Raw genomic sequence first — 26770 nt, forward strand, 5'->3', positions numbered from 1 at the left:
CCTCGCCGCCATAGCGGCTGGCGAGGTCGAGCGGGCGCACGGCATGGCGGCTGACGACATTGGCGACCGCGCGCAGGCATTCGTCGCCGGTCTGGTGGCCGTGGCGGTCGTTGAACAGCTTGAAATGATCGACGTCGACGAACAGCAGCGCCATCGGCTTCTGCGTGCGCTGGGCGCGGGCCCATTCGCTCATCAGCATCTGGTCGAAGGAGCGGCGGTTCGACAGGCCGGTCAGCCCGTCCTTGGTGGCGAGCTCCTTCAGCGCCGTCTCGGCGCGCTTCTGGTCGGTGAGGTCGCGCAGCGTCTCGACCACGGCGATCAGATGTCCGGCCTCGTCGTGGATCGGGCCGGCGTCGATGGCGAGATAAAGCTGGCTGCCGAGCTTCGGCATCACGCACCAGTTCTCCGCGGAAAAGCCGAGCCCGTTATGGCCGCGCGCGGCATATTCCGAATAGAATTCCGGCAACTGCTCGGGGCGGTCGAGCGCGACCAGGTCGGCAAGGCACGGGCGCCTGGTCTCGTAGAAGGCCTGCCAGTGTCGTGTCGTGCCGATCACCTCGGAGGCGGCGACGCCGGTCAGGCGCTCGCAGGCCCTGTTCCAGATCACGACGCGGCGCTTGGGGTCGATCACGAAGGTCGGCACCACCAGATGCTGCATCAGCCGCACCGCATAGGAGTCGGCCACGTCGATGGTCTTGGCGGGGGCCTTGCCTGGCTTCGCCATCTCAGGCCACCGCCGCCACGGGCACGGCGTCTCCCGGACCGAACAGCTTGCGGACCTCGGCCGCCGGCTTCGGCTTGCTGAACAGATAGCCCTGCATCTCCGTGCAACCGAGCGCGCGCAGCATCTCGCGCTGGGCTTCGGTCTCGACGCCTTCGGCAACCGTGGTCATGTGGCTCGCGGCGGCGATGTTCACCACCGCCTGCACGATGACGGGCGCGCCGCTCGCTTCCGTCATGTCGGCGACGAAGCAGCGGTCGATCTTGATCTTGTCGAACGGGAAGCGCTTCAGATAGCTCAGCGAGGAATAGCCGGTGCCGAAATCGTCGAGCGCGATGCGCACACCGATCGAGCGGAGCTGGTGCAGGATCGACAGTGCCGCCTCGTCGTCGCGGATCAGCACGGCCTCGGTGATCTCCAGCTCGAGCCGGGAGGGGGCGAGCCCGGAGGCGGCCAGGGCACCTGCGATCCGCAGCGCCAGCGTGTCGCATTTGAGCTGCACCGGCGAGACGTTGACCGCGATCCGCACATTCGTCGGCCAGGTTGCGGCCTCGTTGCAGGCCATGCGCAGCACCCAGTCGCCGAGCTCGTTGATCAGGCCTGTATCCTCGGCGATCGGAATGAACTCCGCCGGCGACACCCAGCCGCGTTCGGGATGACACCAGCGCAGCAGCGCCTCGCAGCCCGACACGTCGTTGGTGCGCAGATCGACCAGCGGCTGATAGTGGATTTCGAAGCCGCCGTTCACCAGGGCCTGACGCAGATCCTGCTCCATGGTCAGGCGCGCCTTGGCGCTCGCATCCATTTCCGGCTCGAAGAAGCGGTGGGTGCGGCGTCCCGAAGCCTTGGCGCCGTACATCGCAAGGTCGGCATTCTTGATGAGCTGGTCGAGATCGGTGCCGTCCTGGGGCGCCAGCGCGATGCCGATGCTGGCGTCGGTGGAGAGCTGGTGACCGAGGCAGTGATAGGGCTGCCGGATCGCCTCGTAGATCCGCGTCACGAAGGACAGCACGTCGGCGGAGGACTGGATGCCGGTCTGGATCACCGCGAATTCGTCGCCGCCGAGCCGCGCGATCAGGTCGCTCTTCTTGAGGCAGCCGCGCAGGCGGGTCGCGATCGCCTTCAGCAGCTCGTCGCCGACGTGATGGCCGAGCGAATCGTTGATGCCCTTGAACTCGTCGACGTCGATATAGAGCAGCGCGAACTGTTCGCCGCCGGCGACCTTTTCCAGCTCGCGCTCGATCTGCTCCCGGAACAGCGTGCGGTTCGGCAAATCGGTCAGCGCATCGTAATGCGCCATATGCGCGATCTTCTCATGGGCGCGCCGCCGTTCGGTGACGTCCTCGATGACGCTGATGAGATAGCGCGGCTCGCCGGACTTGTCGCGGATGCCGATCCGGGTCGAGGTGATGTAGCGCTGCCCCTTGGTCTGGCTCTGCCAGGCATGCTCGTCCTTGAACAATCCGTCGGCCGATTCCAGCGCCTTGCTGTCGTCGTCGACGACGATCCTGGCGATGGGATCCGGATACATGTCGAAGGGCGTTTTGCCGATGATGACGTCACTGGACTGACCGAACTGCTCCTCGGCGGTCCGGTTGATCAGCAGATATTGCCGCGTCAGGGCGTCCTTCACCGTGATCTGCGAGGGGATGTGATCGATGATCTCGCGCAGGAACATGTAGTTGCGATCGCGTTCCTGCTCCAGATTGCGCCGGTCGGTGATCTCCTCGATCGTCGCAACCCAGCCCCCTTGCGCCAGCGGCGTGTTGATGACCTGGAAGGCGCGGCCGTTGGGCAGTTCATGGATTCTGGTGGAGACCGTGCCCTCGGCGACGACCCGCATCACGTCGGCGCAGAACGCCTCGACGTCGCCATTGAAGGCACCGCGCTCCTTGCGGTGATGCATGGCCTCGTGAATGTGGCAGCCGGGCTTGATGACGTCGGAGGAGAGGCCGAACATGTCGGCATAGCGGCGGTTGCAGGTGACGATGTATCCGGCGGCATCGTACAGGATCAGTCCCTGCGACATGTTGTTCAGGGCGGTGTCGAGCCGTTGCCGCTCCGATTCGATGCGCGCCTGGGCCTCGCGGTTCTGCCGGTTGATCTGGCGAATGATGAGGAAGAGGATCAGCGCGATCACCGCGGCCGAAAGCGTCGCTGTCGTGACCATGAAGCCGGTCTGCTGCCGCCAGTCCGCAAGGGCGGCGCTCATGGTGCTGGTCGCGACGATGACCAGCGGGAAATGGTTCAGCGATGCGGCCGAGCCGAGGCGGTCCTCGGCGTCGATCGGACCTTTGACGCGCAGCGTGTGCCGGCCGCCTTCGGCCAGCATCTTGCGCATCAGCGGCGCGTCCTTGAAATTCCTGCCGATCAGCTCCTCGACGTGCGGGTAGCGCGCCAGCATCTTGCCTTCGCGGTCGAACAGCGAGATCGCGGTGCCCTCGGCAAGCGCCACGGAGGCGAAATAGTTCTGGTAGCTGTCCGGGTCGATGCGCCGGACCATCGCGCCGACGAAGGTGCCGTCCGGCAGGCTCAGCCGCCGCGCCACGATCGTGGTCCATTTGCCGATCAGATAGGAGCGCACGGATTCCAGCTGCACCGGCTCTGCCATCGGATTCGATTTGAAGCTCTGGAAATAGGCACGCGCCGCGACATTGATCTTGGGCAGCGGCTGGGAGCGCGACCAGTTGATGATCTCGCCATCGGCATCGTAGATCACGATGTCGCCGAGATAGGATACGGCGCTGATCTTGCCCCGCAGCATCTCATTGGCCGCCGGCCCCGACATCCGCTCGCGGAACATCGCGGGCGAGCTGATCCCCGGCAGGTTCATCTGCCCGATCAGGTCGGCGGCGACGACGTCGGAATCCTGGAATTGCTGATCGAAATGCCGCGCGATCAGCTGCACGGTGTTTTCCAGCTCGCGTTCGCGGTTGGCCAGCGTCCGCTCGCGAAACTCGCCGATGGCCATGGCGGTCACGAAGAAGATCCCCGCGACCAGCAGCACGCCGCTCAGGGTTAGCCACAGCACGGGTCCACGCCGCATCGCTGCCTCCCAGCCGCTTCGAGCGGCTAGGGACATCCTGGTTGCGATCCCTGCGAAGACCTGGCGCATTCCCCCTCCCTGGAGGGACAGGAATACACCGCACAAATGGCATAATGCTTAGGAAAGCCAGTTACCTAAGCGTTAATCCGGTTGCGTAGCCGCGCCTGCCGGCATCCAGGCGTGAATCACTTCGCGGTTGCATGGCCGGCGCGACAATCGCTGCGCTGCATCGTTAATCGCGTCTTAATGCGAGGCGCCCGCGCCCTTGTCGCCACCGTCGTGGCGCAACCGTCCGACCACGCCGGTCGGAAAGAAGTAGACGCTGGCGATGAACAGCAATCCGAGCCAGAGCAGCCAGCGGTCGGGATGCAACAGTCCCGGCAGCAGCGGCAGGCCGGCTTCGCTCGCCGCCTTGGAGGCGACGCCCATCAGCGCTTGCAGATAGTTCTGGGCGAGGATGAAGATCGTGGCTCCGATGATCGCGCCATAGATCGTGCCCATGCCGCCGATCACGACCATCAGCAGGATGTCGAGCATGATCGAGAAGCTGAGCGAGGTGTCGGGGCCGGCATAGCGCAGCCACAGCGCGTTCAGAATGCCGGCGCCGGCGGCGACGAGGGCAGCGAGGCAATTGGCGTAGGTCAGGTGAAACACGGTGCGGAAGCCGAGCGCCTCGGCGCGAAAGCGGTTCTCGCGGATTGCCTGCAGCACGCGCCCGAACGGCGAGTTCACCACGCGTAGCAAAGCGAGGATCATCAGGGCCGAGACCGCGAACACCAGATAGAAGGTCAGGATGCGGCCGTTGACCTCGAAGCCGAACAGGCCTTTGGGGATCAGCACCGTGCCCGGGCGCAGCAGCTCGGGCAGCTGGAAACTGCGCCCGTCCTCGCCGCCGGTCAGCCAGGACAGCTGCGAGGCCAGCACCTGGAAGGCGGATGCGACCGCCAGCGTGATCATGGCAAAGAAGATCGCCGCGACCCGCAGCGAGAACAGCCCGATCGCGAGCGCGAGCAGCGCGGCGAGCGGCAGGCCGACGACGATGCCGGTCGCGACCGCAGCCCAGTTCGGGCCCATCCCGTACAGCGCGATCGCGATCGCGTAGCTGCCGATGCCGTAGAACATGGTGTGGGCGAACGACACCGAGCCGGTATAGCCGAGCAGCAGATCGTAGGAGGCGACGAGTGCGGCGAAGACGCAGATCTTGGCCGCGACGTTCAGCGCCTTGGCACCGGGGAACAGGAACGGTGTCGCGGCCAGCGCCAGGATGATGACGATGAGGACGAGCGTGAGCACGCGGCTGCGCGGCGGATCGCCGGAAAGAATCATCATCGGCTGGTCACCGCATAGAGGCCGCGCGGGCGCCACATCAGAATGGCGACCATCAGCTGGATGTTGGAGACGAGGGCAAGTTTCGGCACCAGGAAGCCGCCGTAATTGGCGACCATCGCCACCAGGATTGCGCCGATGAAGCAGCCGCCGATCGACCCCAGGCCCCCGATGATGACGACGACGAAGATCAGCACGGTCAGCTCGTCGCTCATGGAGGCGTGGACCTGCTCGCGATAGAGCGCCCACATCACGCCGCCGAGGCCGGCGAGCGCCGAGCCCGTCATGAACACGCCGAGGAACAGCCGGCGGATGCGGTAGCCGAGCGCCTCCACCATCTCGCGGTTCTCGACGCCGGCGCGGATCAGCAGGCCCAGCTTGGTGCGGTTGAGCACGAGCTGGATCGCAATGAAGACGGCAAGACCGATCAGCGTTGCCAGCACGCGATATTTGGCGATCGCGACGTCGCCGAGGATGAACGAGCCGCGCAGCGAGGTCGGCAGCGGCATCGGGATGATTTGCGGCCCCCACAGCGCATAGAGCGTCTGCTCGGCGACGATCAGCCCGCCCGTCGTCATCAGGATCTGCTTCAGATGCTGGCCGTAGACGGGGAGGATCAGCACGCGCTCGACGACCAGGCCAAGCGCGCCGGAGACCGCCATCGACAGCAGGGCCGCGGGCGCCAGCACGGCGAGGTTCACCCAGAGCGAATCCGCCTGAATGGATGCCGCGAAGGGCGCGAACACCAGCGTCGCGACATAGGCGCCGACCGCGATGAAGGCGCCGTGGCCGAAATTGAGCACGTCCATCAGGCCGAACACCAGCGTCAGGCCCGAGGCCATGATGAAGATCATCATGCCCATGGCGAGGCTCGCTGCCGTCAGGGTCAGCCAGGTGCTGGGCGAGCCGATCAGGGGAATCATGACAAGCGCGAGCGCGATCGGCAGCAGGATCGGCGCGAGATCGCGCTTCGGTTTCGGCAGCGGATCGGTTGCGGCAAGGTCAGTCACTGATGCGCCTCCAGGCTCAGGCCGAGCAGCCGCTCCTGCAGCGGCACGTCGGCGGCGAGCGCCGCCATCTCGCCGCGATGGACGATGGTGCCGTTGTCCATCACCAGCACGTTGTCGCCGAGCTCGCGGGCGGCAAAGAAATTTTGTTCGACCAGCAGGATCGTCGCGCCCTTGCGCTTGATCTCCTTCAGGCACTCGATCAGCGCCACGATGATCGCTGGCGCCAGCCCCTTGGTCGGCTCGTCGATGAGCAAGAGCTTGCGCGGCTCGATGATGGCGCGTGCGATCGAGAGCATTTGTTTTTGCCCTCCCGAGAGGCTCCCCGCGCGCGATAGCCAGAACCGCCGCAGCGCCGGGAAGAAGCCAAAAATCCATTCCAGTTGCTTGTCGTCGAGCGGCCCGTCGCGCGCCGCCAGCACAAGGTTTTCCTTCACGGTGAGGTCGGAGAACACTGCCATGCTCTCGGGCACATAGCCGACGCCAAGCCGGGCGATATCGGGCGTGGTGCGGCTCTCGATGCGCTCGCCGTTAAGGCTGATCTCGCCGCTGGAGGCCTGCCACAGGCCCATGATGGTGCGCAGCGTCGTGGTCTTGCCGGCGCCGTTGCGGCCGAGCAGCATCGTGACCTGTCCCTGCGGGACGGCGAGGTCGATGCCCTGGAGGATGTGGTAGCGGCCGATATGGGTGTGCACGCCGGAGAGTTTGAGGAGATCGCTCATGCTGCGCCCTCCGCAGCCTTCTTGGGCGCAACGCCGAGATAGGCTTCCTGCACGATCGGTGAGGCGATCACCTCGGCCGGGAGACCGTCGGCAACGAGCTGGCCGTTATGCAGCACGATGATGCGGTCGGCGAGCGAGCGCACCACGTCCATCTTGTGCTCGACCAGCAGGATGATCTTGCTCTTGTCCTGCTTGAGCTGCGCGATGAGGTTCAGCACGACCGGCACCTCGTCGATGCTCATGCCCGCGGTCGGCTCATCGAACATGAAGACCTTCGGCTCCAGCGCGATCATCAGCGCGACCTCCAGCTTGCGCTGGTCGCCATGCGACAGCGCGGTGGCGGTGACGCCGCGGCGATTGCCCAGTGCGACCTGGTCGAGAATGGCGTCGGCGCGCGCGATCAGGTCGCGGCGGACCATCCAGGGGCGCAGCATGTCGTAATGGGTGCCGTTCGCAGCCTGCACCGCGAGGCGGACGTTCTCTTCCACGCTGAGGTTCGGAAAGAGGTTCGTCAGTTGGAATGCGCGCCCGAGACCCGCACGGGTCCGCAGCGGCGCGGAGTGCTGGGTGATGTCGGTGCCGTCGAACAGGATGCTGCCCTGTGAGGCGCGCAGCTGGCCCGAGATCAAATTGAAATAGGTGGTCTTGCCGGCCCCGTTCGGGCCGACGATGGCGGTGAGCTCGCCCGGGCGGAACGTGCAGGAGACGTTGTTGACCGCGACATGCCCGCCGAAGCGGATGGTGAGGTCGCGGGTTTCGAGGGAGAGCGTCATTGAGGGTCTGATGAGTTTGGGATGTATCCGCGATCACGGAGCGCCCCCTCCCCCGCTTGCGGGGGAGGGCAGGGGAGAGGTGTCTCAGCAATCGAGAACCCCCAAAGAGGAAAAACCCTCTCCCGGCCTCTCCCGCAAGCGGGAGAGGTGAAGCAAGACAGCTCAGCGCTTGTTCTTGACCGGAACGTCCATGTCCTCGATCTTCAGCTCGCGCACCGGCTCGAGCACGGCCCAGGCGACGTTCGGATCGACCTTGACCTTGAAGTGATACATGCTCTGCAGCGCCTGATGGTCCTCTTTCCGGAACACCATCTTGCCCTTCGGCGTGTCGAACTCCAGGCCTTCCATCGCCGTGATCAGCTTCTCGGTGTCGGTCGACTTCGCCTTGGTGACGGCGGCGACGACGGACATCGCGGCGGCGAAACCGCCCGCGGTGAAGAAGTCCGGCGGTGCGTTGAAGCGCTTCTGGTGCTCGGCGACCAGCCAGTCGTTCACCGGGTTCTTCGGGATCTCGTAGAAGTAATAGGTGGCGCCTTCCATGCCGGGCAGGCCCTTATAGGCGGCGAGCGCCGGCAGGATGTTGCCGCCGGTGGAGAGCTCGATGCCGTAGCGCTTCGGATCCATGTCCTGGAGTTTTGCCAGCGGATTGCCGGCGCCGGCCCAGATCACCCAGATCACCTTGCGGCCCGGCTTGTCCTTCAGCGCGTCGAACAGGCGCTGGCCCACAGCGGTGAAGTCTGTGGTCGAGGTCGGAGCGTATTCCTCCGCGGCGAGCGTCGCGCCGGTCTTGGCGAGTGCCTCCTTGAAGGCGGCGACGCCGTCGCGGCCGAAGGCGTAGTCCTGCGCCAGCGTTGCCACGGTGACCCCCTGCTTGCCGATCGCCACCGCGTTCGAGATCGCGTCCTGCGAGGAGTTGCGCGCGGTGCGGAAGATGTAGCGATTCCATTTCTCGCCGGTAATCTGGTCCGCGACCGCGGGCTCGACGATCAGGATCTTCTTGTTCTCCTCGGCGACGGGGAGAATGGCGAGCGCGGCGGCCGACGAGGTCGTGCCGATCGCGATATCGGCCTTGTCGTCCTGATAGGCTTCCGAGAGCGCGGCCTTGGACAGGTCCGGCTTGCCCTGGTCGTCCTTGGTGATGACGACGATCTTGCGGCCGTCGAGCGTCATCGTGCCCTTGGTGGCGTATTCAAAACCCATTTGCAGGCCGGTCTCGGTCTGCTTGGCATAGGCCTCGAGCGGACCGGTCTTGCCGTAGATCAGCGCGACCTTGAGATCGTCGGCTCGCGCGGAGGCACTCGCGGCCAGGCCGAGAATGGTTGTTGCTATGATGAGTGAACGGCGCACGATGGTCCCTCCTGATTGAAATGCCTTGATTGAATGTCTTGGCTACAGCGATTTGCACAGCCTGACGAACATTGCAATTCCACCTTCCGGCGGGTCTTGCAGGGTGCGCACATGACAATCGATTGACGCGACCGCAACGGATCGCGACTGCCGCAGAAATCGGCAGGCCGGGCGCGTCGACCCGTGCCGAAGCCATCCCGGGATCGGGGTGCTCGGGTCACATAAGGTCAAGTGATGGGAAGAGTCTACCGCCGATACCCGCTCGCCCGCGAATAGCCCTGGCGGTTGTGTTGCATCGGGCGGTTTGCCACGCTGCCGCGTGACTCGCTGGAGGCCGGCGTTGCCAGCTTCAGCTCCTCCAGAAAGACCGGCCGCGAGAAATAATAGCCCTGCGCGTAGCGGATCTTGGTCGCGGCCTGCAGATAAGCCAGCTCCTCATAGGTCTCGATGCCCTCGGCGATCACGGTCATGCCGAGCGCCTCGCTCAGGGATTCGATCGCACGCAGAATGCCCTGGCTGCGCGGGCGCTTGTGGATGTCGGTGATGAAGGAGCGGTCGATCTTGATCTCGTCGGCAGTGATGTCGGCCAGCGCCGAGAGCGAGGAATAGCCGGTGCCGAAATCGTCGATCGAGATGCCGACGCCGAGCTTGCGGAACATCGGCAGGATCTCCGACTGGAAATGGCTCTTGGCGACGAAGGCGTCTTCCGTCACCTCGATCATGAAGCGCTGCGGAAAGCCGGTGTCCTCCAGCGCCTGCGCAAAGCTGCGCATGAACTCGGGTTTGCCGGCCTGCTTGGCGGCGACATTGATGCTGATGGTCGCTTCCGCGCCGAAGGTCTCGTTGATCAGGTCGATCGACTTGACGATCTCGGCGAGCACGAGATGCGTGAGCTCGTCGATCAGCCCGAGTTCGCTGGCGAGATTGATGAACGAGCCGGGTGCCTGGATCACGCCTTCGTCGTCACGTAGGCGCACCAATGCCTCGATGCCTTTCACGGCCTGGGTTCGGATGTCGACCTTGGACTGGAACGCGCAGCAGAAGCGCTTTTCCAGGATCGCGAGCCGCAGCGACTGTTCGATCTTGGTCCGCGCCTGCGCCTCGCGCTCCATGCTGGCGTCGAAGAACGCGGCCATTCCCTTGCCGTCGTTCTTGATGCGGTACATCGCGATGTCAGCGTTCTGGCGCAGCGTCTCGAAGCTGCTTCCGTGATCGGGATAGAGGCTGATGCCGACCGAGGTTGAGGCAAAGACCTCCGAATTGTCGATGAAGAACGGCGCCGTCAGCCGCTCCAGCGTCGACTGTATGAACTCGGCGACCTCCTCCTGGCTCTGGATCGGCGAGAGCAGCAGCAGGAATTCGTCGCCGGAGATGCGCGACAGCATGTCGGAGTCGCGCAAGTCCCGCCCGAGCCGCTTCGACAGCTCGACCAGCAGCGCGTCGCCGACGGCGTGGCCGTAATAGTCGTTGATGTGCTTGAAATTGTCGACGTCGAGAAAGGCGAGCGCGAAACGGTCGCCGCCGCGATCTTTCGCGAGCAGGCTGTTGGCTCGGTGCTCGATCACGCGCCGGGAGGGCAGGCCGGTCAGCTCGTCGAAATAGGCCGAGCGGAACAGCTGGTCCTCGAAATTCTTCTGCTCGGTGATGTCGGACGAGGCCGAGATCAGCAGCTCGCGTCCGGCAAAGTTGACGGGGCGATGGGTGGTCAGCAGCACCTGGCGTGCGGCTCCGTCGTGGAGCGCTTCCTCGGAGATGACCGCCTGGCCGGATTTCAGGGCCCGCTCGCCGGCTTCACGGCGCGGCGTCAGATCGGGCGAGGGACGGCTGCCATCCATGCCGAGCTGGCTGGCGGCGACATCGTTAACCAGAAGAAGCTCGCCTTGCGCGTCCTGCACGGTCAGGCCGGCCGGCAGCATTCTAACGATTTCCTTGAGAAATCCGAGTTCGGCTTCGCTCGCGCCGGAATATCTGTTGTCGTTCATAGAAGTCATGAATCTTGTTGTTTCAGCGCGCCTTTGCAATGGACGCGATCTTGCGCGGTTCCCTCTTAAGTTTGGTTAAGGGGTCCGGAGAAATACGGGGGTGTTTTGCGGCGATGCGACGCGCGCCGCCGATCGTCATTAACAGAGCGTCAATGCCACTTGCGAAACCGCTGATGGAGCGCGCGGATAGCTTTCGTTTGTTTGGAGTTTCGCGCGGGATGAGCTTGTGTTGAATCGAGTGGCGGCGATGTCGGTGCGCCCCCTCTCCCGCTTGCGGGAGAGGGCTGGGGTGAGGGCTCTCTCTTCTAGGGGAGTGTCCAGTTGCGGAGACACCCTCTCCCCAACCCTTCCCCGCAAGCGGGGGAGGGAGCACATCTCTTACGTTGCGAGATTAGAACCTACCCGTTCTTGGGGATGCGGCATTGCATGATGCAATGCAGGCCGGTCTCCAGATACGAGACCTCGGTCTTGCCGTCGAAGGCTGACAGCGCCGACTTCAGCAGTTTCGTGCCGAAGCCGGGCTCCGACACCTTGCCGATGCTCGGCCCCTCGGTCTCGTCCCAGGTGACGGTCAGACGATCGCCGCTGACGGTCCATGACACCTGCAACAATCCGCGCGGCGACGAGAACGCACCATATTTGCCGGCATTGGTGGCGAGCTCGTGGAACATCAGTGACAGTGTCACCGCGAGCTTGGGCGGCAGGAACAGCCGGTCGCCGTTGAGGGTGAAGCGGACATGGCCGTAAGGCCCGAGCTCTGAGATCAGCAGATCGCGGATGTCGCAGCCCGCCTTGTCGATCCGCGAGATCAGGTCGTCGGTGGTGGCCAGCGAGCGCAGCCGCGGATCGATCCGGGCCCAGATCTGCGGCTGGTCGTGCAGCACCTGGTGAATCACGGCGTGCACCGTCGACAGCTTGTTCTTCAGCCGGTGCTGGAGCTCGTCGACCAGCAGCTTGCGATAGTCCTCTTCCTCGATCAGGCGCTTGGAGATCCGGCGCTGCTCGATCAGAAGCGAGCGATAATGCTCGACGCCCCAGATGGTGAGCGCGCAGACCGCCCAATAGAGGGCGAGCAGGGCAAAGCGCGCGCGATCGGCGAAGGCATCGCCGAAATTCACGACCACGCCGAGCACGCCGCCGACGATCGCCGTCACGATGCCGATCCGGAAGCCTCCGAAGGCGGCGGCAAAGAACACGGCCGGAAAGTACGGGGTGAAGTAGACGTCGGGCCGCACATGCGCGAGCCCCCAGCGCGCCAGCGTCGCAACCAGCACGCAGGCGACCGCAAAGGCGATGCTGAGGCTGAGCGACGGCGGAGCCAGGCCCTGCCAGCTCTTGCGGAATTCGTCGATCAGCTTCTCCATGCGCCGCCCGGTTGCGATCTGCGTTGGTTGCGAATGTTACGCATCTCGCCAGCGCAAGCAAAGCTTGCCTTGTTGGAAGCCGGCAGGAATAGTGAGCGTCGCGGCGCCGATCGTCGCGGCGGCGTCATCGATCGGTGTCTGCCTTTTGGTTTCAAATGGTTCGAAAACAGGGACATTCCATGGGCAGGCTGGACGGCAAGGTCGCGGTGATCACGGGCGCGACGAGCGGCATCGGATTGCGGACTGCGGAAGTCTTCGTTGCCGAAGGTGCCAAAATTGTGATCGCGGGCCGGCGCATACCGGAGGGCGAGGCGCTGGCAGCGCGGCTCGGGGCCAATTGCGTCTTCCGGCAGACCGATGTGACCGCAGAAGTGCAGATGCAGGCGCTGATCGCGCTTGCGGTGGAAAAGTTCGGCCGCATCGACTGCCTGTTCAACAATGCCGGCGGCCCGGCGCAGACGGGGGGCATCGAGGGCCTCGAGGTCGAGCGCTTCGACGCGGCGATGGCGACCCTGGTCCGCAGCGTCATGCTCGGCATGAAGCACGCGGCGCCCCACATGAAGAAGCAGGGTTTTGGCAGCATCATCAACAATGGCAGCATTGCCGGCCGTCTCGCCGGCTATTCGTCGTCGGTGGTGTACGGGGCGGCCAAGGCTGCTGTGATCCATCTGACCAAATGCGTGGCGATGGAGCTCGGAGAATCCAACGTCCGCGTCAACTCGATCTCACCCGGCGCGATCGCGACCGGCATCTTCGGCAAGGCGCTGGGCCTGTCGACGGAAGCCGCCGAGAAGACGCCGGCGGTGATGCGCGATGTCTACAAGGCCGCACAGCCGATCCCGCGCGCCGGCATTCCTGATGACATCGCCCATGCGGCGGTGTTCCTGGCGAGCGACGAATCCAGCTTCATCAACGGCCACGACCTCGTCATCGACGGCGCCATGACCGGCGGCCGCAACTGGAGCCAGCAGCAGCAGGGCCTGTCGGCCCTGCGCAAGGCGTTCGACCAGGGGGCGTAGCGGCCGCGGAAGCCGAAGCCGTAGGGTGGGTTAGCGAAGCGTAACCCACCACTTCTGTCGTCGCGGAGATCAAAGAGGTGGGTTACGCCTTCGGCTAACCCACCCTACGAATTCACACCGCCTTCACCCGCACCTTCAACCCATCCCGCGGCTTCGGGATCGGCCACATCTGCCAGTCCGGCTTGTAGCCCGGTTCCAGCGACACTTCGAGGTTCTGCAGGAAGTGCCGCGCAAAACATTTCGCCTGCATGTAGGCGAAGTGCAGGCCGAGGCACATATGCGCGCCGCCGCCGAACGGGACCCAGGCGAAGCGGTGGCGGCCACGCTGGGCCTCCTCGGTGAAGCGCAGGGGGTCGAAGCGGTCAGGCTCCGGCCAGATGTCCTTCATGTGATGGGTGTAGAGCGGATTGACGCCGACCGCGGTGCCGGCGGGAATCGTGAAGCCCTTGAAGGTGAAATCGCGCATCGCCCGGCGCGGCATCGAGGGCACCGGCGGCTTGATCCGCAGCGCCTCCTTGAACGCCATCTCCGACAGCGGCATCTTTTCGAGGTCGTCGAAGCTGCTCGGGGCGTCAGGCGCAAGCCCGAGCGCCTGAACCTCGGTGCGCAAGCGATCCTGCCAGTCCGGATTGGCGGCGAGCTCGCCGACGAACGACGTCAGCGACGAGGTCAGCGTGTCATGCGCCGCCATCATGAGAAAACTCATGTGGTCGATGATGTCCTGCTCGGACAGCAGCGCGCCGTCCTCATGGGTGGCGCGGCAGAGCTGCGAGAACAGGTCATCGCCGCCATGATTGCCGCGGCGGAGCGGAATCTGCTGGCGGAAATAGGCGACGATGCGCTTGCGCCCCGCAACGCCACGCGCCATCTGCGTGCCCGGCAGGGGACGGCGGATCGGTGCGACCGCGGCCGCGACCATGTCGACGAAGGCGCGGTTGATCTCGTCGACCTCCGGACCGATGTCGGCGCCGAGGAAGGAGGCTGCTGCCAGATCGAGCGTGAGCTGCTTCATCGCAGGGTAAAGCTGCATCTCGCCGGGATTGGCCTTCCACTGCGCGACCCGGGCGGCGATGCCGCGGTCGAGGTCGGACAGGTAGGATTTCATCGGCCCGGACTTGAACGCGACCGACAGCGCCTTGCGGTGCAGCCGGTGCTCGTCGAAATCGAGCAGCATCAATCCGCGCGGAAACAGCAGGCCGAGCACCTTGTTCCAGCCATGCGTGGATGAGAACAGCTTTTGCTGGTCGAACATCACGAGTTCGTTGGCCTCGGGCCCGAGCAGCACGACATTGGTCTCGCCGAACACGTGGGTGCGGTAGACCGGGCCGTATTTGGCGCCGTTCGCCTCGATGTGCCCCTTGGGATCGGCCAGCACCTGAAAGGTCTTGCCGATGATCGGCCAGCCCTCGTCGCCGGGGATGTGTGTCAGCTCATTGCGCCTGGGCGCGGTGTACTGAAGCGCAGGGGCGGCCACATTCTGCATCGACATGACGATTGCTCCGGTTGGCGACCGAACAGGAAGCGCACGACCGCGGCATGATTGCGGCCTGCGCCAGCTGACGGGGTCAGCATAGCACAGGCCGGTCTCGCCGGCTTGAGATCGTGGTTACACCTGTCATCACGATGAGGCCTACCGCTTGGCCGCTTCCTTCTGCAAATCCGGCGCGTTGACGGCGGGAATGGCGACGCGGCCGGGGCCGGTCACCTTCAGCGCCTCGGCGGCCTTCTCGTTTTGCATGATCTTGGCCATCACGGCCTGTCCCGCACGCTCGAAGATCGCACGGTTCTCGATCACGAATTTTTGCGACCTACGCAAGCCGTCGATGTAGCCGTTGATTTCAGGCACGACATAGCGCGCCACCATGTCCCAGCTTCGGCGCGTCGCTTCCGGATTGGCCCAGTCGTGCACGAAGCCGATCACGGCGCCGATGCCGCCGGAGACCTGCATCACGTTCTTGATGGTTTTGACGAGATCGTCGGGCGTGCCGATGGTGGAGGCCGCGCCCTCGACGAAGGCGGTCTTGTCCACGGCTTCATCGGGAGACGAGAACGCGGTCAGGCCCGGCCGCTGCAGCGTGCCGACATTATATTCGTTGTGCCAGCGCATCAGCCCGGCGCCGGCTTCCTTCCGCGCCTGCTCGCGGGTTTCGGCGATGTGGAAGGTCAGCAGCACGCGCCAGTCGGCGCGGTTCACCGTGGTGCCGTGCTTTTTGGCGGCATCCTCGGCGAACTGCCATTGCTGTTGCAGCGACATCAGGCCCTGCGTCGTCATCGAACCCAGCGAGATGATGCCGATGCCGTATTTGCCGGCGAGCGTCATGCCCGAGGGCGAGATCTGCGAGGCCACCACGAACGGCATCTCCTCCTGCAACGGCAGGATCTGCAGCGCGGCGTCGTTCATGGTGAACCAGTCGCTCTTGGCGGTGACGCGCTCGCCGCTGAACAGGCGGCGGATCACGCCGATCGCCTCGTCCTGGCGGTCGCGCTGCGTCATCGGGTCGATGCCGAGCGTGTGCGCGTCGGACGCGAGCGCGCCCGGACCGGAGCCGAAGATGGCGCGGCCGCCGGTCATGTGGTCGAGCTGCACCATGCGCTGCGCGACGTTGTAGGGGTGATGATAGGGCAGCGACACCACGCCGGTGCCGAGCCTGATCCGCTTGGTGCGCTCGCCGGCTGCCGCCAGGAACATCTCGGGCGACGCGATCATCTCCCAGCCGGAGGAATGATGCTCGCCGCACCAGAACTCGTCATAACCGAGCGCGTCCAGCTGCTCGACCAGGTCCAGATCGCGCCGGAACTGGAGCATCGGATGCTCCCCGATCGGGTGATGCGGGGCAAGAAAGGCTCCGAACTTCAGGCGCGCCATGGCGTTCTCTCCAGTGAGTTTTTTGTTTGTTGAGAGGGTGAGGCTACGTGCCTGATGGCACGAACGCAATCGTGCGATGTCCCGTGTTGCGGAATGCAGGCATGCGTAGAGGCGAGAGTAAGCTGCCGTAGCCCGGATGGAGCGCAGCGCAATCCGGGGCTATCTCACTGCGCGGACAGACACAGGATTTCGCTGCGCTCCATCCGGGCTACGCGCCGCCACGGGCTCTGTCTCAGCCTTTACCTCGTCATCCTGTTCCACGCATCGAGGCCGGCGATCTTGTACGCCTCCGCCAGCGTCGGATAGTTGAACGTGTTCTGGATGAAATAGTCGATCGTGCCTTTGAGGTTCAGCACGGCCTGGCCGATATGGATCAGCTCGGTGGCGCCTTCGCCGAGGATGTGCACGCCGAGCAGCCGGCGCGTCTTGGTCGAGAAGATCATCTTCATCATGCCGCTGTTCAGCCCCATGATGTGCCCGCGCGAGGTCTCGCGGAAGCGGGCGATGCCGACCTCGTAGGGAATGCCGCGCGTGCGCACCTCTTCCTCGGTGAGGCCTGCGGTCGAAATCTCCGGCACCGAATAGATGCCGTAGGGAAAGAATTCCGGCGGTGCCATCGGCTCCATGCCGAGCGCGTGGCAGGCGGCGACGCGGCCCTGCTCCATCGATGTCGAGGCCAGGCTGGGAAAGCCGATCACGTCGCCGGCGGCGTAGATATGCGGCACGCTGGTCTGCAAGGTGACGGGGTCGACCGAGATGCGGCCGCGATGGTCGACGACGATGCCGGCGGCCTCCAGATTGAGCCGGTCGGTGGCGCCGACGCGGCCCGCCGCGAACAGCAGCATTTCCGTGGTGACGTGCCGCCCGTCCGACAGATGCGTGACGATGCTGCCCGTTGCCGTCTTCTCGATCGAGTTGACCTTGGCCCCCAACCGCAGCGCGACGTTGCGGTCGCGCAGCTCGTGCATGAACTCGTCGATCAATTCCTTGTCGATGAAATCCAGGAAGGTCGGCCGCGGCTCGATCAGGGTAACCGGCACGTCGAGCGCGCTGAAGATGGTGGCGTATTCGACGCCGATCACGCCGGCACCGATCACGGCGAGGCTGCGCGGCAGCTTCGGCAGCTCGATGATCTCGTCGCTGTCGAGCACGGTCGTGCCGTCGAACGGCACGTAGTCGGGCCGGAACGGGCGCGTGCCGCAGGCGATCAGGATGAAGGCGGCCGACACCACCTTCACTTCGCCGATGGCGCTGGTGATCTCGACCTCGTGCGGCGACACAAGCCGCGCCTCGCCATTGGCGGTACGAACGAGGTTGCGGCTGAACTGATGCTCGAGAACCTCGACCTCGTGGTCGAGCGTCTTCTGCAGCCGGGTCATCAGATCGCTCGCGGCGATGTCCTGCTTCACCCGGTAGGAGCGGCCGTAGAAGCCGCGTTCGCGCCAGCCGGACAGGTTGAGCACGGTCTCGCGCAAGGTCTTCGAGGGAATCGTACCGGTATGGACGGAGACGCCGCCGACCCGCCGGCCCTTCTCGACCACCAGCACGGCCTTGCCGAGCTTGGCACATTGCACCGCGGCCCGGCGCCCCGACGGGCCCGAGCCGATCACCACCATGTCGTAGTCGTACATCCGGAAGACTTCCGAGCCCGCAGAAACCAGCGGGAGTTGCCATGCAGCAATCGGGCCAAGGCGGCAAGGGGAAAGCAAGTCCTACCTCGGAGGTAATCGCGCGGATGACGCCGATCTGCGAGCCTGGCGTGCGAATAAATTCCGGAAGGGCCGCACGCCGATGCATCAAACCGTCACAAAGCCAACCAATTCGACCCGCCGCTGGTCGGTGCTGGCGATCGTCGTCGCGGCGCAATTCATGTTCGGCGTCGACGCCTTCATCGTGAACGTCGCCATTCCGACCATCGCGGTCGACCTGCATGCGACGCCGGCCCAGATCGAATCCGTGATTGCGATCTATCTGATCGCCTATGCCACGCTGGTCGTCACCGGCGGCCGCCTCGGCGACATCCACGGCACCAGGAACGTCTTCCTGGCCGGCGTGCTCGGCTTCACCGCGACCTCGCTGTGGTGCGGGCTCGCGCAATCCGGCATGGAGCTGATCGTCGCCCGGCTGGCGCAGGGCGCGACCGCCGCGCTGATGGTGCCGCAGGTGCTGGCGACCTTGCATCTGCTGTTCACCGACGGCCAGCGCAACCGCGCCTTCGCCATCTACGGCATCGTGCTCGGACTTGCGGGTGCCGCAGGCTTCCTGCTCGGCGGTCTTCTTGTCACGCTCGATCTCGCCGGCACCGGCTGGCGCGCGGTGTTCTTCGTCAACGTGCCCTGCGGCCTCGCGATTGCGGGCGCCGCCTGGCGCATCATGCCGTCGATGCCGCGGCGATCAGGGACGAAGCTCGACATCAAGGGCAGCGTGACGCTGTTCGCGGGGTTGCTGTGCCTGATCGGGCCGCTGCTGTTGGGCCATGATGTCGGCTGGGCGCCGGGGCTGTGGGCCTTGATGGCCGTTGGCGCCGCGATCCTGGCGGCATTCCCAAGGCTCGAGCATGCGGTCGCGCGCTCCGGCGGCATGCCGCTGATCGACCTGACGCTGTTATCCGATGCCGCCTTCCTGCGCGGCCTCGGCGCTGTGTTCTTCTTCTTCGTCGCCAATCTGTCATTCTACCTCGTCATCACGCTGTTCATGCAGCGCGGCCTGAAGATCCCGCCACTCACGGCCGGCCTGAGCTGCATGCCGCTCGCGCTGGCGTTCGTCGTGGCCTCGCGCCACAGCGGCGCGCGAGCGAAGCATCGCGGCGCCAAGGTGCTGATCGAGGGATGCGTGCTTCAGATCGCGGGCCTCGCGGCGCTCGCGCTTGTCGTTGTCGATGTCGACGCACCGGCCCCGATCGCGCTCGCGCTGACCATGGGCATCTTCGGCTATGGTCAGGGACTGGTGATGGCGCCGCTCTCGGGCGTGGTGCTCTCGACGGTGAAACCTGTCGCAGCAGGCTCGGCGTCCGGCATGTACGGCACGACGGCGCAGATCGGAAATGCGGCCGGAGTGGCCACAATCGGCGCGGTGTTCTTCGCGGTCGAAACTCTGCAATCAGCGCGCGCAGGATTTCTCGTCTCGCTCGCATTGTTTGCGGTGTTCATCATGATCTGCGTCGCATTTCTGTCGTGGATGCGCCCTGCGTCTGCTCGAAGTTGAGGCATTGTGGTTAATACCTGCGGATTTCTGCGGGTTTTCCGGCAATATCACGGTGTTCGACAGCACACGGTCTTTTTATTTCGCAGTGCAGCAACTATCTGGTCTGGGTGGACGTTGAACGTTGCCTGCCAGGAGTTGCCGTGTCGCTCGCCAGAAATCTTGATCTCTTGAGACATCTGCCAAAGATGGATGGCCTGCGCCTGACCGACTTCGGCCGGAGCGCGGACGTATCCAGCCCGTTGGAAGAGATCACGGGCTTCGGCGACAATCCCGGGGCGTTGCGCATGTTCGCGTTCGTGCCGGCGCAGTTTCAGAAGCCGCGCGCACTCGTCGTCGTGCTTCATGGCTGCGGCCAGACGGCGGCGGCTTACGATCTCGGCGCGGGCTGGTCGACGCTGGCGCAGCATTACGGCTTTGCGCTTGTCATGCCCGAGCAGCAGCGCGCCAACAACGGCAACACCTGCTTCAACTGGTTCAATCCCGAAGACACCGCGCGCGACAGCGGCGAGGCGCGCTCGATCCGCGAGATGACCGCGCATATGGTTCGGACACACCGCATCGACCTCAGGCGCATCTTCATCACCGGCCTGTCGGCCGGCGGCGGCATGACGTCGGTGATGCTCGCGACTTATCCGGACGTCTTTTCGGCCGGCGCGGTGATCGCCGGATTGCCTTACGGCATCGCGTCGAATCTGCGCGAGGCGCTGGACGGCATGTTTCATTCGCCGCAGAGGCCCGAGCGCGAGCTCGGCGATTTCGTGCGGCGGGCCTCGGACCATCGCGGGCCCTGGCCGAGAATCTCGGTGTGGCACGGCAGCGCCGACCGCACCGTCAATCCCGGCAACGCCAATGAGATCGTCAAGCAATGGCTCGACCTGCACGATCTGCCGGCCGCGCCGATGGCCGAGACGGTCGTCGATGGACATCCGCGCCAGACCTGGTGGAACAAGGACGGCGAGACGCTGGTCGAGTCCTACGTCATCACCGACATGGCGCACGGCACGCCGCTTGGACTCGCCGACAACGACCAGCGCTACGGCGTCGAAGGCGCGTTCCTGATCGAGGCCGGCATTTCCTCGTCCTATCACATCGCAAAGTTCTTCGGCCTGACCGGCTGGATTCCGGATGCGGCAAAGACGGCGGAAGCAAGGCCCGCTCCGGCGCGCTCGCCGGCACCGCATCTGGCCCGCTCGATCCGCGCCGCCGTTGCTGACGAGCCGGCCGAGCCGAAGCACGAGGCCCGCGGCTTCGATCTCGGCCAGATCATCACCCGCGCGCTGACCGCCGCGGGATTGATGAAGTAGCCCCGCTGTCGTCCCGGGGCGCGACGCAGTCGCGAGCCCGGGACCCATAACCACATGATAAAGTGGCGCGCGAAAGCGCAACTCCGAGTCCTCGTAACGACATCGTCCTGTGGTTATGGATTCCGGGCTCGCGCTTCGCGCGCCCCGGAATGACCGCTACGCCGTCGCGTCGATCATCTCGATCGGCGTCACCGTGACCTCGCCGCCGGCGACCTTGCGCGTCATCTCCTGATATTGCCTGAAGAACTCGCGCGATTGCAGCGTCTTTTGCGCGGCATCGTCGGTGACGCTCGCGAGGTGGAAGTATTGGCCGTCGTCGCGGTTCTTCAGGCAGCGATAGCTGAGCCGTCCCTTCAGTTCCGGATCGTTGTCGATCGCCTTGATGAAGCGGCCGATCTCCCGGTGCCATTCCTCCGTCGAGCCGTTCCTGAATTCGTATCTGATCATGAAGTGCTTCATGTGACGCTCCCTGTTCGTCATGTGCGCCTTGGGAGCGATCGCGCAAGTATGGACAAATTTGATAGTATGGACTTTTTCGCCGCTGCTCCTATCCTCGGCGGAAAGGCTAACGCATGGAGGCGACGACATGGCGAAGGCAATTCCCGCGCGCGCCTGCTCGGTCGCGGCGTTTCAGAAAATGATCAGCGGCAAGTACAAGCTGCGCATCGTCTGGGATCTCAAGGACGGCCCGCGCCGCTATGGCGAAATCCGCAGCGGCCTGCTGCGCGGCACGGAAGGCAGCGCCGAGATCACCCCGCGCGTGCTCAGCCGTGAATTGAAGGCGCTGACGACGAGCGGCCTGATCGACCGCAAGGATTTTGGCGAGGTGCCGCCGAAGGTCGAGTATCGCCTGACCCGCAAGGGCAAGAGCTTTGTGCCCGTCGTCGCTGCGATCCGCGAATGGGGCGAACGCAATCTGGGCGAGGCGGCGGCGCTCGCAGGCGCCGCCGAGTAATCACGTCTCGCCGGTGATGAACGGATTGGTCATCCGCTCCTGGCCGATGCTCGATCCGGCGCCGTGGCCGCAGATGAAGCCGACGTCGTCGCCGAGCGGCAGCAGCTTGGTCAGGATCGAGTCGATCAGCGTCGCGTGGCTGCCGCCGGGAAGGTCGGTGCGCCCGACGGAGCCTGCGAACAGGACGTCGCCGACATGGGCGAAGCGCAAGTCCTTGTTGAAGAACACCACGCTGCCGGGCGAGTGGCCGGGGCAGTGCAGGATGTCGAACGACAGGTCGCCGATCGAGACGCTGTCGCCCTCGTTGAGCCAGCGGTCCGGCGCGAAATTGCGCACGCCCGTCATGCCGAAGCGCGCGCCGCTCTCGACCACGTTGTCGAGCAGGAATTTGTCCGCTTCATGCGGGCCCTCGATCGGCACCTTCAGCGCATCGCGCAGGTCCGCGGCGCCGCCGACATGGTCGATATGGCCGTGGGTCAGCCAGATCTTCTCCACGGTGACGCCGGTCTGCTTGATCGCTTCCAGGATCTTCGGCACGTCGCCGCCGGGATCGATCACCACGGCCTTCTTGGACGGCTCGTCCCAGATGATGGTGCAGTTCTGCTCGAACAGCGTCACGGGGACGATGATCGCGCCGGCCTTGGATTGTGTCTCATTCTGCTCGCTCATGGCGCCACAATGCCGATTTTTGGCCTATGGCCAAGCAAAAGATTCGTGCGGGGAACAGGACCGGGTCCGGGAACGGCGTGCCCGCCGTCACACGGCCGTCCCAATTCGCCTGCTGGTTTGAACCGGGGCGTTGCTTCCGCGTTCTCTCGCGCGAGGCGGATTTTCGGGTGGGTTCTCCGACATGGCACAGGGCGACGATCACTGGTGGCGGCACGGCATCTTCTATCAAATCTATCCGCGCTCCTTTCAGGACAGCGACGGTGACGGTGTCGGCGATCTCGCCGGCATCCTGCGCCGGCTGCCTTATGTGAAATCGCTCGGCGTCGATGCGATCTGGCTGTCGCCGGTCTTTCCCTCGCCGATGGCCGATTTCGGCTACGACATCTCCGACTATACCGGCATCGAACCGCTGTTCGGCTCGATGGCGGATTTCGATGCGCTGCTCGCCGCGGCCCATGACAACGGCCTCAAGCTGATCCTCGACCTCGTGCCGAACCACACCTCGGACCAGCATCCCTGGTTTATCGAGGGCCGGTCCTCGCGCGACAACCCAAAACGCGACTGGTACATCTGGCGCGATCCGGCACCCGATGGCGGCGTGCCGAACAACTGGCTGTCCGAGTTCGGCGGCAGCGCGTGGGCTTTCGACGAGACCACAGGTCAATATTACTATCACGCCTTCCTCGCCCAGCAGCCCGACCTGAACTGGCGCAACCCCGATGTCCGCGACGCGATCTACGACGTGATGCGGTTCTGGCTGGAGAAGGGCGTCGACGGCTTTCGCGTCGACGTGATCTGGCACCTGGTCAAGGATTCCGACTTCCGCGACAACCCGCCAAACCCGCATTACGTCGAAGGCCGCCCGCCGAACGAAAAAATCCTGACGCAATATTCCACCGACCAGCCGGAGGTGCATGACGTGATCGCGCAGATGCGGCGCGTCATCGATTCATTTGGCGATCGTGTGCTGATCGGCGAGGTCTATCTGCCGCTGCACCGCCTCATGGCCTATTACGGCAACGATCTCACCGGCGCGCAGATGCCGTTCAACTTCGCGCTGCTCTCGACCTTCTGGAGCGCCCGTTCGATCGAGACGATCATCGAGGATTACGAGAAGGTGCTGCCGAGAGGCGCCTGGCCGAACTGGGTGCTCGGCAATCACGACCGCCCGCGCGTCGCAAGCCGTGTCGGGCCCGAGCAGGCCCGAATCGCCGCCATGCTTCTGCTCACCCTGCGCGGCACGCCGACGCTCTATTACGGCGACGAGATCGGCATGCACCAGCTCGCCATCGCGCCGGAGGACGTCCGCGATCCCTTCGAGAAGAACGTGCCCGGCATCGGCGTCGGCCGCGACGGCTGCCGCACGCCGATGCAGTGGGATTCGTCGGAATTCGCCGGCTTCTCGGAGGTGAGGCCGTGGCTGCCGCTGCCGGAGGATCACATCCACGAGAACGTGGTCAATCTGGAAGCCGACACGCGCTCGATCCTCAATCTCTACAAGCGCCTGATCGCGCTGCGCAAGAGTTGCCTGCCGCTGGTGATCGGTGATTACCACCCGATCGCGGCGCAAGGCGATCTCCTGATCTACCGCCGCGAGGTCGAGGGCCGGGCGGTGATCGTGGCGCTCAATCTCGGACCGGAGCCGGTTGCCGTGACGACCAGCGCGATACGATTTGGCAGCGAGATTCTTATCTCGACGTTTCTGGATCGCGAGGGCGAGAAGCTTGAAGGGGTCCTGGATTTGCGTGGGAATGAGGGCGTAATAGTGCAGCCGCCCGCCTGACTGTCGTCCCGGACAAGCACCGTGCGATAACGGAAGGGATGGCCACCGCTCTCTGCCCCGTCATTGCGAGCGTAGCGAAGCAATCCAGAATCGGTCCGCGGTGGCAGTCTGGATTGCTTCGCTGCGCTCGCAATGACGATCGTGGAAGCTGCGGAGCATCCTAAGGCAGCTTCACATCACCCCGGGTGCTTGTTGCCCGCAGCATTCCCGTCGATGTCGCTGCGCTTCAGCAGATAATCCAGCCCGCCGACCCGGTACCAGCGATAGCCATACGGCTCCAGTACGACGCGATGTTGCCCGCGCTTGTCGGCTCGGCTGTGGTCTTCCGCCAGCAGATTGATCAAATGCTCGCCGGCATTGCCGGGCAGCCCCACCGAGAACGCGGTCTCGCGCGGCGTCTCGTCGAGATTGTGCACGAACAGCACCGAATTGTTGCGCCAGTCGTAGCGCATGATGAAGATTGCGGGGTCGCGCGTCGTGATGATGGCGAAATCGCCCCAGCCGATCTCCGGCACTTCCTTGCGCATGCGGACGATGCGCTCGGTCCAGTTCAGCATGGAATTGGCATCGCGCCGCTGCTTGGCGACATTGACGTGCTCATAGCCGTAAGGGCCCTCGTCGATGACGGGGCAGGCCGGCTTGTGGCTCTTGGTGAAGCCGCCATGCGGCTCGGTCGACCATTGCATCGGCGTGCGCGCGCAATTGCGCTCGGGCAGCGAGAGGTCGTCGCCCATCGCGATCTCGTCGCCGTAGCGGATGACCGGCGTTCCCGGCAGCGTGCACATCAGGCTATAGGCGAGCTCGAGCCGTCTGCGGTCGCCGCCGACCATCGGGGCGAAGCGGCGGCGAATGCCGCGGTCGTAGAGCTGCATGTCCTTGTCGGGGCCGAAGCGCTTGAACACGGTGTCGCGCTGCGCCTTCGTCAGCCGTCCGAGATCGAGCTCGTCGTGATTGCGCAGGAACAGGCCCCATTGCGCCGCGGCCGGCCGCGGTTTTGTGGCCTTCAGCGCCTTCGCCAGCGGACGCGAGTCGGCCGACGCCAGCGCGTAGAACAGATGCTGGTTGACGTGGAAATTGAACATCATGTGCATGCGGTCGCCGTCGCGGCCGAAATATTCCATGTCGGTTTCCGGCAGCACATTGGCTTCGGCGAGGATGATGGCGTCGCCCTGCCGCCATTGCAGGAATTCGCGGAATGCGCGCAGCATGTCGTACTGCTCGACCGGCTTCTTCACCTTCGCGCCCTTGGTCGCGATCACGAAGGGAACGGCGTCCATGCGAAAGCCGGAGACGCCGAGCTGGATCCAGAAGCCCATGATCTTCAGGATCTCGGCCTGCACATGCGGGTTCGAGGTGTTGAGATCGGGCTGGAAATCGTAGAAACGATGGAAGTAATAGGCGCCGGCTTCCTTGTCGCGCGTCCAGGTCGTTTTTTGCACGCCGGGAAACACCATGCCCTTGTTGGCGCCTGCCGGCTTCTTGTCGGACCACACATACCAGTCGCGATAGGGCGAGTTCTTGTCGCGCCGCGCCTCCTTGAACCAGTGATGCTGGTCCGAGGTGTGGTTGACGACGAGGTCGATGATGATGCGGATGCCGCGCTGCTTGCAGCCATGGGTGAACTCGACGAAATCGCCGAGCGTGCCGTAGCGCTCGTCGACGCTGTAATAATCGGCGATGTCGTAACCGTCGTCGCGGCCCGGCGAGGTCTGGAACGGCATCAGCCAGATCGTGGTGATGCCGAGCCCGTGCAGATAGTCGAGCCGGCGGAGCAGGCCCTTGAAATCGCCGATGCCGTCGCCGTTGGCATCCATATAGGTGCCGACGGAGAGGCAATAGATCACGCCGTTCTTGTACCAGAGATCGTCGATCATGCAGGGCAGCCCTCTTCGGTCCGCCCGCGACTGTCGGCGGCTGCGTGATAATTACGAGGGGAAGGGGAGGTTCCCGCTCTCTCCGTCGTCCCGGGGCGCGCAAAGCGCGAGCCCGGGACCCATAACCACAGGCAGTCGTTTTGCGATAACTCGGGGTGACCAGCTTGCGCGGTAAACCCCCTCCCTGTGGCTATGGATTCTCAGATGCGCAATTGCGCATCATAGCTCGCGCTTTGCACGCCCCGGAATGACGGGCAGGATGGAATCGGCTAATCTCCGCCCCATGGACAACACCGCCCGCAACATCGCTCTTGTTCCGCCGCCTGATCGCCGTCAATCCGAAACGGCGCTCGCCATCGCGCGCGGCACCGCGCGGCTGCTGCGCTCGCTCGGCTTCACCTGCATCAGCGAGTTGCCGCTGCCGTCGGGCCGGCGCGCCGATCTGGTGGCGCTCAACGAGCGCGGCGAGATCTGGATCGTCGAGATCAAGTCCTCGGTCGAGGATCTGCGCGCCGACCAGAAATGGCACGAATACCGCGCCCATTGCGACCGGCTGTTCTTCGCCTTCACGCAGGATTTGCCCTGCGAGATCTTTCCGCAAGATACCGGCCTGATCATCGCCGACGCCTACGGCGCGCACATGCAGTGCGAGGCACCGGAGCACAAGATCGCAGCCGCCACGCGCAAGCAGATGACGGTGAGGTTCGCCATGGCGGCGGCGCTGCGGATCAACCGGCTGGTCGATCCGCAAGGGCATGCGGAAATTTGGGAGTAGCGGCGCCGCGATCGCGGCTGGCGTAGGGGGGGG

The 26770-nt window shown here is 64.7% G+C and carries 21 protein-coding genes; 6 read left to right on the top strand and 15 right to left on the bottom strand.

The genetic code is table 11. The features are described 5' to 3' along the window. From PMI42_RS15145 to PMI42_RS15185, 9 genes are all read right to left on the bottom strand, one after another. On the bottom strand, positions 1-724 hold a 724-nt coding region (locus tag PMI42_RS15145; protein WP_008135537.1), incomplete at its 3' end, for a sensor domain-containing diguanylate cyclase. Position 725: 1 nt separating this feature from the next. Next, on the bottom strand, positions 726-3836 hold the full coding sequence (locus PMI42_RS15150; RefSeq protein ID WP_035965747.1) for a bifunctional diguanylate cyclase/phosphodiesterase: 3111 nt from the start codon (positions 3834-3836) through the stop codon (positions 726-728). A 174-nt stretch (positions 3837-4010) separates the two neighbouring features. After that, positions 4011-5096, bottom strand: a complete 1086-nt coding sequence (locus PMI42_RS15155) for a branched-chain amino acid ABC transporter permease (protein WP_008135542.1) — start codon at positions 5094-5096, stop codon at positions 4011-4013. Further along, positions 5093-6103: a branched-chain amino acid ABC transporter permease gene (locus tag PMI42_RS15160; protein WP_008135545.1), complete on the bottom strand. Its 1011-nt coding sequence runs from the start codon at positions 6101-6103 to the stop codon at positions 5093-5095. Before PMI42_RS15160 ends, PMI42_RS15155 begins: the two co-directional genes overlap by 4 nt. Then, positions 6100-6822 (bottom strand): ABC transporter ATP-binding protein, encoded by a 723-nt coding sequence (locus PMI42_RS15165; protein WP_008135547.1) that lies wholly within the window; start codon positions 6820-6822, stop codon positions 6100-6102. Before PMI42_RS15165 ends, PMI42_RS15160 begins: the two co-directional genes overlap by 4 nt. Further along, positions 6819-7595, bottom strand: coding sequence for an ABC transporter ATP-binding protein (locus PMI42_RS15170; RefSeq protein ID WP_008135550.1), 777 nt, complete (start codon positions 7593-7595; stop codon positions 6819-6821). The genes PMI42_RS15165 and PMI42_RS15170 overlap by 4 nt, the downstream gene beginning before the upstream one ends. 162 nt (positions 7596-7757) lie before the next feature. Beyond that, entirely contained in the window at positions 7758-8942 is a 1185-nt protein-coding gene (locus PMI42_RS15175) for a substrate-binding domain-containing protein (RefSeq protein WP_008135551.1), read from the bottom strand. A gap of 245 nt (positions 8943-9187) precedes the next feature. After that, positions 9188-10924: a putative bifunctional diguanylate cyclase/phosphodiesterase gene (locus PMI42_RS15180; RefSeq protein ID WP_008135552.1), complete on the bottom strand. Its 1737-nt coding sequence runs from the start codon at positions 10922-10924 to the stop codon at positions 9188-9190. A 398-nt stretch (positions 10925-11322) separates the two neighbouring features. Then, entirely contained in the window at positions 11323-12288 is a 966-nt protein-coding gene (locus PMI42_RS15185; RefSeq protein WP_008135553.1) for a sensor histidine kinase, read from the bottom strand. 179 nt (positions 12289-12467) lie between these two features. Here PMI42_RS15185 and PMI42_RS15190 point away from each other — a divergent pair, with 179 nt between their 5' ends. After that, positions 12468-13307, top strand: a complete 840-nt coding sequence (locus tag PMI42_RS15190; RefSeq protein ID WP_008135554.1) for an SDR family NAD(P)-dependent oxidoreductase — start codon at positions 12468-12470, stop codon at positions 13305-13307. A 112-nt stretch (positions 13308-13419) separates the two neighbouring features. Here the strand turns inward: PMI42_RS15190 and PMI42_RS15195 are convergent, their stop codons facing one another. From PMI42_RS15195 to sthA, 3 genes are all read right to left on the bottom strand, one after another. Next, a complete protein-coding gene (locus PMI42_RS15195) occupies positions 13420-14796 on the bottom strand; it encodes a cytochrome P450 (protein WP_008135555.1) in 1377 nt (458 codons plus the stop codon). Positions 14797-14937: 141 nt separating this feature from the next. Continuing rightward, entirely contained in the window at positions 14938-16173 is a 1236-nt protein-coding gene (locus tag PMI42_RS15200; protein ID WP_008135556.1) for an LLM class flavin-dependent oxidoreductase, read from the bottom strand. A gap of 239 nt (positions 16174-16412) precedes the next feature. Beyond that, positions 16413-17804, bottom strand: coding sequence for a Si-specific NAD(P)(+) transhydrogenase (gene sthA / locus PMI42_RS15205; protein ID WP_008135557.1), 1392 nt, complete (start codon positions 17802-17804; stop codon positions 16413-16415). 160 nt (positions 17805-17964) lie between these two features. Between sthA and PMI42_RS15210 the strand changes: the two genes are divergently transcribed. Further along, positions 17965-19377: an MFS transporter gene (locus PMI42_RS15210; RefSeq protein ID WP_008135558.1), complete on the top strand. Its 1413-nt coding sequence runs from the start codon at positions 17965-17967 to the stop codon at positions 19375-19377. Between the two features lie 140 nt (positions 19378-19517). Beyond that, positions 19518-20681 (top strand): extracellular catalytic domain type 1 short-chain-length polyhydroxyalkanoate depolymerase, encoded by a 1164-nt coding sequence (locus PMI42_RS15215; protein WP_008135559.1) that lies wholly within the window; start codon positions 19518-19520, stop codon positions 20679-20681. Between the two features lie 156 nt (positions 20682-20837). Here PMI42_RS15215 and PMI42_RS15220 read toward each other — a convergent pair whose 3' ends face one another. Beyond that, a complete protein-coding gene (locus tag PMI42_RS15220) occupies positions 20838-21140 on the bottom strand; it encodes a hypothetical protein (RefSeq protein ID WP_008135560.1) in 303 nt (100 codons plus the stop codon). 127 nt (positions 21141-21267) lie between these two features. Between PMI42_RS15220 and PMI42_RS15225 the strand changes: the two genes are divergently transcribed. Continuing rightward, on the top strand, positions 21268-21636 hold the full coding sequence (locus PMI42_RS15225) for a winged helix-turn-helix transcriptional regulator (RefSeq protein WP_008135562.1): 369 nt from the start codon (positions 21268-21270) through the stop codon (positions 21634-21636). On the opposite strand, the gene PMI42_RS15230 is transcribed toward PMI42_RS15225, so the two are convergent. Beyond that, positions 21637-22305, bottom strand: a complete 669-nt coding sequence (locus PMI42_RS15230) for an MBL fold metallo-hydrolase (RefSeq protein ID WP_008135563.1) — start codon at positions 22303-22305, stop codon at positions 21637-21639. A 181-nt stretch (positions 22306-22486) separates the two neighbouring features. On the opposite strand from PMI42_RS15230, the gene PMI42_RS15235 reads away from it, so the two are divergent. Next, a complete protein-coding gene (locus PMI42_RS15235) occupies positions 22487-24088 on the top strand; it encodes an alpha-amylase family glycosyl hydrolase (protein WP_008135565.1) in 1602 nt (533 codons plus the stop codon). A gap of 176 nt (positions 24089-24264) precedes the next feature. On the opposite strand, the gene PMI42_RS15240 is transcribed toward PMI42_RS15235, so the two are convergent. Continuing rightward, positions 24265-25962 (bottom strand): alpha-amylase family protein, encoded by a 1698-nt coding sequence (locus PMI42_RS15240; RefSeq protein WP_008135567.1) that lies wholly within the window; start codon positions 25960-25962, stop codon positions 24265-24267. 283 nt (positions 25963-26245) lie between these two features. Between PMI42_RS15240 and PMI42_RS15245 the strand changes: the two genes are divergently transcribed. Beyond that, positions 26246-26737, top strand: a complete 492-nt coding sequence (locus PMI42_RS15245) for an MmcB family DNA repair protein (RefSeq protein WP_035965752.1) — start codon at positions 26246-26248, stop codon at positions 26735-26737. The last annotated feature ends 33 nt before the right edge of the window (positions 26738-26770 follow it).

It is taken from the genome of Bradyrhizobium sp. YR681 (assembly GCF_000282615.1).
In the GTDB taxonomy this organism is placed as follows: domain Bacteria; phylum Pseudomonadota; class Alphaproteobacteria; order Rhizobiales; family Xanthobacteraceae; genus Bradyrhizobium.